At 60.4% G+C, this 9,013-nt stretch carries 7 protein-coding genes; all 7 read right to left on the reverse strand.

Annotation, left to right across the window (positions count from 1 at the left end):
- Window positions 1–107: 107 nt before the first annotated feature.
- The 7 genes from tadA to AC30NL_RS09190 all read right to left on the reverse strand — a co-directional run bounded on the left by tadA (window position 108) and on the right by AC30NL_RS09190 (window position 8,871).
- Window positions 108–662: a tRNA adenosine(34) deaminase TadA gene (tadA, locus tag AC30NL_RS09160; RefSeq protein WP_489463703.1), complete on the reverse strand. Its 555-nt coding sequence runs from the start codon at window positions 660–662 to the stop codon at window positions 108–110.
- A 40-nt stretch (window positions 663–702) separates the two neighbouring features.
- Window positions 703–963, reverse strand: a complete 261-nt coding sequence (locus tag AC30NL_RS09165) for a hypothetical protein (protein WP_489463697.1) — start codon at window positions 961–963, stop codon at window positions 703–705.
- A 283-nt stretch (window positions 964–1,246) separates the two neighbouring features.
- Window positions 1,247–1,795, reverse strand: coding sequence for an RNA 2',3'-cyclic phosphodiesterase (thpR, locus tag AC30NL_RS09170; RefSeq protein WP_489463698.1), 549 nt, complete (start codon window positions 1,793–1,795; stop codon window positions 1,247–1,249).
- A gap of 143 nt (window positions 1,796–1,938) precedes the next feature.
- Window positions 1,939–3,135: an RNA/DNA-binding domain-containing protein gene (locus AC30NL_RS09175; RefSeq protein WP_489463699.1), complete on the reverse strand. Its 1,197-nt coding sequence runs from the start codon at window positions 3,133–3,135 to the stop codon at window positions 1,939–1,941.
- Window positions 3,117–5,786: a TrlF family AAA-like ATPase gene (locus AC30NL_RS09180; protein ID WP_489463700.1), complete on the reverse strand. Its 2,670-nt coding sequence runs from the start codon at window positions 5,784–5,786 to the stop codon at window positions 3,117–3,119. Before AC30NL_RS09180 ends, AC30NL_RS09175 begins: the two co-directional genes overlap by 19 nt.
- A gap of 133 nt (window positions 5,787–5,919) precedes the next feature.
- Entirely contained in the window at window positions 5,920–7,503 is a 1,584-nt protein-coding gene (guaA, locus tag AC30NL_RS09185) for a glutamine-hydrolyzing GMP synthase (protein ID WP_489463701.1), read from the reverse strand.
- A gap of 9 nt (window positions 7,504–7,512) precedes the next feature.
- Window positions 7,513–8,871, reverse strand: coding sequence for an MFS transporter (locus tag AC30NL_RS09190; protein ID WP_489463702.1), 1,359 nt, complete (start codon window positions 8,869–8,871; stop codon window positions 7,513–7,515).
- Between the last annotated feature and the right edge of the window lie 142 nt (window positions 8,872–9,013).

Here is a 9,013-nt window from a genome sequence, read left to right on the forward strand (position 1 = left end):
GGCGCAGCTTTGGGAAGCACGCCAGCAGGCGTGAACAAGGTCAGCGATTTCATGGACGGATTCAGGGTGGTTTGGGTGCAGGTAAGGACATGGCCCAAAACGGAAAATTATTCCGGGCCATGTCCTAAGTCGATTTCGACCGCCTCGCCAGCAGGAATGGGTTCGTCGATGGCCCCCTCCGGCCGGGCAGCCGCAGCGGAGTCAGCCCGAACGCCACGACGGTTCTTGTACATCTCTCGGCGCTCAGCGAAGAAGTTGCGCAGCACCTGGCCGCATTCGTGCGACAGCACGCCGCCGAGGACTTGGGTGTGGTGGTTGAGGCGAGGCTCGCCGAAAAGATCGACCACTGACCCCGCCGCGCCCGTCTTCGGATCGCTAGCGCCAAACACCACGCGCTTGAAGCGTGCATGCATCAAGGCCATGGCGCACATCGCGCACGGTTCGAGCGTCACGAAGAGCTCGCACTCCGGCAACCGGTAATTGCCAAGCAAGGTGGCCGCATGACGCAGCGCCACAATCTCGGCGTGCGCGGTTGGATCATGCTCGGTGATTGGACGGTTGTAGCCAGTGGCGATCACCTGCCCCGCGCGCATGATCACCGCACCCACCGGCACTTCGCCGACCAGCCACGCATTCTGCGCCTGGTCGAGCGCAATGCGCATCGCGTTCTCATCTGCAGGGTTGGTCGTCACTGTCGGATCATCACTTCTCGGCGGCTTCGCTGCGTGCGGCGGCCCCTTGCTCCAGGGCCTTGTTCACATCATCCGCCACGCGCTGCTGAAGCTGCTGCGATTTCGCACGGACGGTGCTCGCAGCCGGAGCAACGGTCGCCGTGTCGGTGCTCGTCTGCGCAGCAGGTAGCGTCGCGCCGACGTTGTTGACAGCCTGCAATTGCTTCTTGGCTGCAATGCCGACGACGGCCAGGACGATCAGAAGGGACACGACACCGAAGATGGCTCTCATCGTTCAATCTCGCTCAATGTTTCAAAGGGCTGGCCTCGCATGAAGTGCATTCTCGCGCAGGTGCAAACAAGTCCTTCGCAGGAACTCCCAGGCAGTTCGTGATTTTGGACCATGGCCAGAAGTCAGAGGCTGAGAGTTTTTCGATCATGCCCGCTCATCACGCCAAAAGCCCCCTGCTCGTCGTTGCAAATGCTCGCCATAGCCAAGCTATGGCTGTGCTTTGCGCCTAGATCAGGCGCCTTTTGACGTGCTGCTCGGACACGTTCGAAATACTCTCAGCCTCTCAGCCGTGCAACTGCCACCGCCCGAGCGGTGTGTGCTGGGTCCGACCAATCAGGCTATGCACAAGAACGAATTCGCGAACCGTCCAGTGGATCGTCTCGACAGTCTGCTGGGCTACATTGCGGTCGTCATAAAGTAAGGTCAGATGCGGTGTGTATTGCCGTTCCGGCCGGGCCTCCACACCACTTCTTGCCAACAACGCAGCCAGCTCGGTGTGCAACAACGTCACCGCCGCGCTGCCATTGCCCCCGCACAGAACAAACGGCCGGCCACCGCGTCTGCCGCCAAAACTCGATGCGCGATCGAACGCGATGTCGAAGGGCGCCATCGTCACAGCCGCTGCTGCCTTGGCCGACATGGAGACAACGTCCTGAGGCATGCCCGGGAAGTCGCCGAGAAAATGCAGCGTGACGTGGAAGCGCTCTGTCTTGAATGGGTTGCCGTTCAACCCATGCTCAACCCGCAGAATCTGCGCCAACCGTGCGATGCGCGCCGCACAAACGGCGTCCGGATAGATCGCGAAGAACAACCGATCGGTGAGCTTCGGCACGACGGGAACCCCTTCAACGCAAGTCGTCCGGACTCGCGTTCACTCCCACCCAATTAGCATTGGGCGGGGAAACACCAATGACAAGCTTTTCATGCCAGCCTCCATAGAAGATTCCATGAAAAATACCATGCCAAAGACAATCATCAGGTGCGCCCCTCATGTAGGGCAGATTTTCCCGCCGCCTCCAGCGCACTGGGCAGCACCACGATGGCCTCGAACAGATTGCCGGCACGATCATCGATGAGTTCGATCTGCGGCCAGGCCCGCAGTGCGCGCAGAAGGCCGCTGCCGAGCCCGCGATAAGGAAGGAGCTTGGCTGCGAAAGAAGCCAGGATGGGGTTGCGCATATTCGAGTTTCCGGCCTTGATGTTCTCAACGGTTAGGTTGTTGGGCAAGTGGCCGGGGCTGATGATCTCAACGCGATCCGCAAAAACCAGTACGCGCACCGGAGCGCTGATGAAGTAGTCACGGTGGACTAGAGCGTTGGCGACCAACTCTTCCCAGACGAGACGCGGAACTTCGGCCTGACCTTGGGAGTTGAACCCTTGCTCACCTTGCGTGGCGCGGGTGTTGGCAGCGATGAAACCCAGCGTCTGCTGGAAGACATCGGCCAGTTTGCCGGTGATGTCGCGGCTGTCGATGTAGCGCTCATCCTCGATCTGGGTGCCGACAAAGGCAACAGCTTTGACGATGAAGGCAGGTATCGCGTAGTGAGGCGCCTTTGCGAACAGCAGGCTACCCGCCACATTGAGCTGCCCCTTGTTCATCAAGTTCATGTTGATCAGCAACTGCGGCAGCGGCTGGCTGTGCTGGGCGAGCGGCTCGTTGAATTGCCGCTCGAAGAAGGCTTCGAAATAGGGCATGTCTACATCGCCCGCACTCAAGCCCGCTACGGGTGTTTCGTCGGCGTGCACCAAGCCTGCCTGTTGGAACAGGCGCTGCAGTTCCTCGCGCGAGGTGGCGCGGCGCTTGTCCGAGCCGCTCTTCACCCAGATGGCGCCGTTCTTGTCCATGTAAGGCTTGCTGAAGCCTTCTGGAACGGCAACCACCATCACCGCGCCATTGGGGTGCGGCACGTTCTCTGTGAGTGGGTTCACAGCGGGACGCACGTTTTGCGAGGCAGCGTTGGCGACGAGTTGGTTTAGGCGGGCCATATCGGCGCCGGACAAGCCGTGCACTGAGCCGTCGTCGTTCACACCGATGAAGATTCGACCACCTGACGTGTTGCTGAACGCGACGATCTCGGCTGCCAAGGCATCGGCATTGGTCATGTCGGCCTTGAACTGCTGTCGGCTGTCCTCTCCCCGGCTCAGCAGGTCAATCAGCTCTGTGGTTTCCATAGGTTGTAAACCTCTTTGCGACGGTTGAAGGCTTCCTGGCCTCCTTCCATGATGTTGATGATGGCTTCTTGCACCCGGCGAGCGTCGATGCTGCCGCTTTGCGTGGCGACCTTCTCGTCCTGGTACTTACAGGCATGCACTTGCTCCGCATCGCCCAGCACCGGAAAATTGGCGTTGTGGGTGGCGAAGATGAATTGGGCGTGAGGCTTCATTTCACGCAGCAGCTTGATCACATCGTCGTAGATGGTCTGGTTGTCCAGATCGTCTTCCGGCTGATCGATGATGATCACGTCGTTCTGGCGCTGACTAAGTACGTACAGCAGCAGTGCCGAAGCGCGCTGCCCGAGCGAGTGGTGTTTCAGTTCCTTGCCGCGATAGCGAATGACGAAACGGTTGGGCACCTTCCAGGTGACGAACTCGGTCAGGTTCTGCATGAAGGTCTTCTCGAAGGCCTCGGGGGTGCTGCCAGCCTTGACCAAAGCGCCCGGCAGGGCACGCAGGAGGCCGCCAAAGTCGGCATAGTCCGCCATCACTGCGCGCAGCGTGGTTTCGCGGATGTTGCTTCCCTTGAAGAGCTGCTGCATGAAGCTGATGGCGGCTTCCTTGTCGCCCTTGAAGTCGGCTTCGATCTGCAGAGCGGTATGGCCAGCGTTTACTCGGTCCAGCTCCGCCTTGATTGTGTTGAATTCGCGCAGCCAGAGTTCATTGAGTTTGTCGATCTCGGCGAACAGCGCGTCGCGGATGCTGGTCTGCTGTGATTCCTGCTTGGCCAGCGCCTCCAGCATTTGCTCCGCCTTGGTCTTGCGCTGCTGCTGGGCCAGAAAGTCGTCCGGCTGGATGGCCGTCATGCCGGTTTGCTTGAGTTCCTGGGCCAGTTGCCGTTCGACTTGCGCGAACTCTTCCTGAAGGCTCTTGCTTGCGCCTTCAAACTCGCTCTGCTTGGTCTTGAGGTGGCCCGCAATGGTGCGCGAGTCTTGCTCGATCTGCTTGAGCTGATCTACCTTGGCAACGAGCATGGAGAACTCGGCATAGTAGGCCGCGAAGAAGTCCGGGGTTTGCTTGGACACGTAGCTCGTGGCGTTGCGCAACTCGTCTTCGTGTTCGGCGATCAGTTGCCCCAGGGCACGGATGAAGTTGCCCACTCGCTCCTTCATGCGCGCCAGCGCAGTAGCGTCCTGCTGGAAGCCGAGGCGCTTTTGGAGCTTGTCTGCGACGCCGTGCTCCGCGAACTTGGTCAGACGGAACTTGGCATCGTTGAGTTGGGTCTCGAAGTCGCGCTTTTGCTCGGCGGTGTTGCTTAGCTTGAGCCAGCGCTGAGCAGCGTCGCGCACGCGCTGACGTTGGGCCTCGATTTCGTCACGCAGCACACGGAGCTTCTCGCCAACCAGTTTTTCCACCAGGTCAGTCTCGAAGCCTTCGCCGGTGCTGGAGAGGTCTTTCTGTCCGAAGTAGATTGGGCGGCGCAGTACGGTTTCCCGGATCGACACACCGGGCTGCAACTTACCGCCCAAGTAGACGTTCGGCGCTTCGCGGAAGATGCGGGAGATGGTGAATTCCTGCCCGTACACATCGCAGGCCGTCACCGTCACCTTGCCGCCGCTACCGAGGGTGTGGCGGATCAACTCATCCTTGTACTTGATGTCCTGCGCCTTCTCGCCGCGTGGAATATCGAGGGCGTAGCGCACCGCCTCAAGGATGGATGACTTGCCGCTGCCTCGTATGCCGATCAGCGTGTTGAGTTCGGAAGAGAAATGCAGCGTCTGCCCGTCGAGGACGCCCCCGTCGAAGTGAATGCTGCGGATGTGCGACGCCAGATGCTTGGGCGGCTCCATGGCTACTCGCGCAGCGGGATCGCTCAATGCAAACTTGACCGCCTCAAAGGACAGCTCGCCCAACTTCAGATAACTGGTCTTGCCCCGGCCGATTTCATCGATGCACTTGGGGTCACTGCCCTCAAGTTCGGCGGGATACCAGCTCTGCAACCAGCTTTGAGTCTTGGTGCGGCAAGGTTTGTCTTTGCCTGCACCGTCGTGCGTGCGAACCTTTTGGAAGCCCAGGGTTCTACGCCGGAAAAATTCGCTCTGCCCCAACTCAGTGAGTCGGCCGCCATCCAGTTCTGCCCACAAACCACTCGGTGCTTCGACATGGGCAAAGACGAGGAAGAAATCCCGGTGATAGCTTTCCAGCCTCTTGATTGTTTCCAGAAGTGACCATGAGGTTCGGCCATTCTCCTGCTCATACTGTGCAGGTGCTTTGCCTTCGAAAGCGCTGGTCAAGAAGGGGTTGATGTAGTTGTGTTCAGCAATCCATTCGTCCGAGAACACAACAAGCGTGTGGATGCCGTTGGCCCCGTCATTGACCGACAACTCGACGCCTGGCAGCAGCGCGATCCCCTTTTTCTGGGCCGTCCTGCGCAGTGCTTTGAACTCATCGAAGTCGAACTTGTTGTGATTGGTAATGACGCCAACTTGGATGCCTGCTTTCTCCAACGCATCCACATAGTTGCTGTTGTAGAAGTTGTCAGCGCCCGTGAACTTGAACTCGTGGTCTGCGCGGGTGTGCATATGGAAGTCTGCGCGAATCCACTGCGCCCCTTCTGCGAAGACAAAGGATCGAGCCCCTGAATGCTTGGGTGGCAGACCATCCATCATGACCCCTCCTCATTCTCTGACGGTCCCGCGATCTTGGGAAACTGCGAGAGCTTATGTTTCATAGAAGACATGTCAAACTCTGCCAACGCCGCGAACACATGCCATCAGTTGCCAGCCGACGCCATATACAGGTTCACTCCCACTCGATCGTCGCAGGCGGCTTGCTCGACACGTCGTAAGTCACCCGATTGATCCCACGCACTTCGTTGATGATGCGCCCGGACACGCGCTTGAGGAGGCTGTATGGCAGCTCTGCCCAGTCGGCTGTCATGAAGTCGCTCGTCTGCACCGCACGCAACGCCACCACGTAGTCGTAGGTGCGGCCGTCGCCCATCACGCCCACGCTCTTCACTGGGAGGAACACGGTAAAAGCCTGGCTCGTCAGGTCGTACCAAGTCTTGCCGCTGATCTCGTCTTTGGTATTGCGCAGTTCTTCGATGAAGATCGCATCGGCGCGACGCAGCAGATCGGCGTATTCCTTCTTCACCTCGCCGAGGATGCGCACACCCAGGCCCGGGCCGGGGAACGGGTGCCGGTACACCATGTCATGCGGCAGGCCGAGCGCGACGCCCAGCTCGCGCACCTCGTCTTTGAACAGGTCGCGCACGGGCTCGAGCAGCTTCAGGCCCAACGTCTCGGGCAAGCCGCCCACGTTGTGATGGCTCTTGATCGTCGTCGCCTTCTTTGTTTTCGCGCTGCCGCTTTCGATCACGTCCGGATAGATCGTGCCTTGCGCCAACCACTTGGCTGACTTGAGTTTCTTGGCTTCAGCCTGGAAGACCTCGACGAACTCGCGGCCGATGATCTTGCGCTTGGCTTCCGGGTCGGTCACGCCCGCGAGATGGCCGAGAAACTGGGCGCTGGCATCGACGTGCACCACCTTCGCATGCAGGCGGCCGGCGAACATCTCCATCACCATGGCGCCTTCGTTCAGGCGCAGCAGGCCATGATCGACGAACACGCAAGTCAGTTGATCGCCGATGGCACGATGGATCAAGGCCGCAACAACGCTTGAATCCACACCGCCGGAGAGACCAAGAATGACCTCCTCGTCGCCCACTTGTTCGCGAATGCGCGCCACGGCTTCGTCGATGTAGTTGCCCATCACCCAATCGGGCTTGGCTTTGGCGATGCCCAGGACGAAGCGGTTGAGCAGTTCGCGCCCCTGCGCGGTGTGGGTCACCTCAGGATGGAACTGCACGCCGTAGTAGCCGCGCGATTCGTCGGCCATGCCGGCGATCGGGCAAGATGGCGTTGAAGCCATCAGCTTGAAGCCGGGCGGCAGCTTGGTGACCTTGTCGCCGTGGCTCATCCACACCTTGAGCATGCCGTGGCCTTCAGGTGTCTTGAAGTCCTCGATGCCTCTGAGCAGTTCGGTGTGGCCGTGCGCTCTCACTTCGGCGTAGCCAAACTCGCGGTGGGTGCTGGCCTCGACCTCGCCGCCCTGTTGGACGGTCATGGTGAACATGCCGTAGCAGATGCCCAGCACTGGAACACCCAGGTCCCACACTGCCTGCGGTGCGCGAAGGTCATGCTCTTCGTAGGTGCTCGCGTGGCTGCCAGAAAGAATGATGCCCTTGGGATTGAACTCGCGGATGAACGCATTGCTCACGTCATTGGGGTGGATTTCGCAGTAGACATGCGCCTCGCGCACGCGGCGTGCGATGAGCTGGGTGACCTGGGAGCCGAAGTCGAGGATCAGGATTTTGTCGTGCATGGAAAACGCTCAGGCGGATTGGCCCACCGCTTGCGCGGCGAGACGGTTGCGGCGCATGCCGCGGAAGTGGAATATGGCGAGCACCAGCCCGCAAAGTTGCAAGGCGGCGCACAGATATAAAGGCGCGCCGATGCGCCAATCGCCACGCGGTAGATGGGACACCGCGCCGAGCAGCGGCGCACCGAGCACCGGTGCGACGACGGCCATGAGGCTGTTCAAGGAACTCACCGCTCCCATGGTCTGGCCTTGCATGCTCGCGTCGGCCGCGCTCGAAACGATGCTCTGGATCGAAGCAGCCACGGTAAAGCCGAGAAGATTGAAGATGATGAAGGCGTACATCATCCAGCCGTCCGTCGCCGCACCGTAGAGTGCATAGGCAATGGTCGACGAGATGAGTCCCATCACCGCGAGCCGCTGGGGGCTGTAGCGTTTGAGCAGGCGGCCGAGCAGCACGCCTTGCACCAACACCGACATGACACCTACAACTGCCAGCGACCAGCCGTTTTCCATCGGGCCCCAACCGAATTTGAAGGTGGTGTAGAGCACCCAGGTCGTGTAGAGCACGAATTGTGCGAGGCCGGTGCAGGCGATGACCGCGACCAGGTTGCCAGCGCCCCTGAGCTGAGTCAGGCCGTGCAGCGCGCTGAGGGGGTTGGCCCGTTTCCAATCGAAAGGACGACGACGTTCGGGCGGCAGCGATTCCGGCAGCACAAAAAAGCCGTACAGCAGGTTGAGCATCGCAAGTCCGCCCGCGAAGAAGAATGGCAGTTGCAGATGGACGTGCCCGAGCAATCCGACCAGCACGGGACCGAGGATGAAGCCCAAGCCGAACATCGCGCCCAGAAGGCCGAAGCGGCGCGCCCGATCCTCGGGCGGTGTGATGTCGGCGACGTAGGCATTGGCGACGGCGGCATTCGACTGCACTGCGCCGCCAACCAGCCGCACCGCGATCAGCATCCACAGCGCCGTGCTGAGCCCCGTCGCGAAGAAGTTGAGCGCCAGGCCGCAAAAGCCGAGCAGCAAGACCGGACGACGACCGAATCGATCCGACAAGGCCCCCAGGATCGGCGAGCCGAAGAAATTGGCAATACCGAACGCGAAGGTGACCGCGCCATACCAGAAAGCCTGATCCGCCTGCGATCCGGTGAAGCTGCCGACGAGCGCCGACAGCACGGGAATGATCAGGCCGATCGACACCATGTCGATCAGCACGGTAATCATGATGAAGCGCATCGCCGCGGGCCGCTTGGCGGCTTCGGGGGAAACTGCTTCTTTGTGGTTCATTGGCACGTGTCTGGAAACTGTGTGGTGGGCGAAGCGAAGGTCCGTGCATCCTGCTGAGAGGCTGAGAGTGGGCTCAGGATGCACGCGCCCGCGCTTTCCCCTCGCTACGAATCGGACCCCGAGAGGACCTCAGAGGCTGAGAGTTTTTCGAGCGTGTCCGAGCAGCGCGTCAAAAGGCACCTGATCTAGGCGCAAAGCACAGCCATAGCCCGGGCTATGGCGAGCA

Source organism: Rhizobacter sp., from assembly GCA_021153565.1.
Taxonomy (GTDB): Bacteria; Pseudomonadota; Gammaproteobacteria; order Burkholderiales; family Burkholderiaceae_C; genus Albitalea.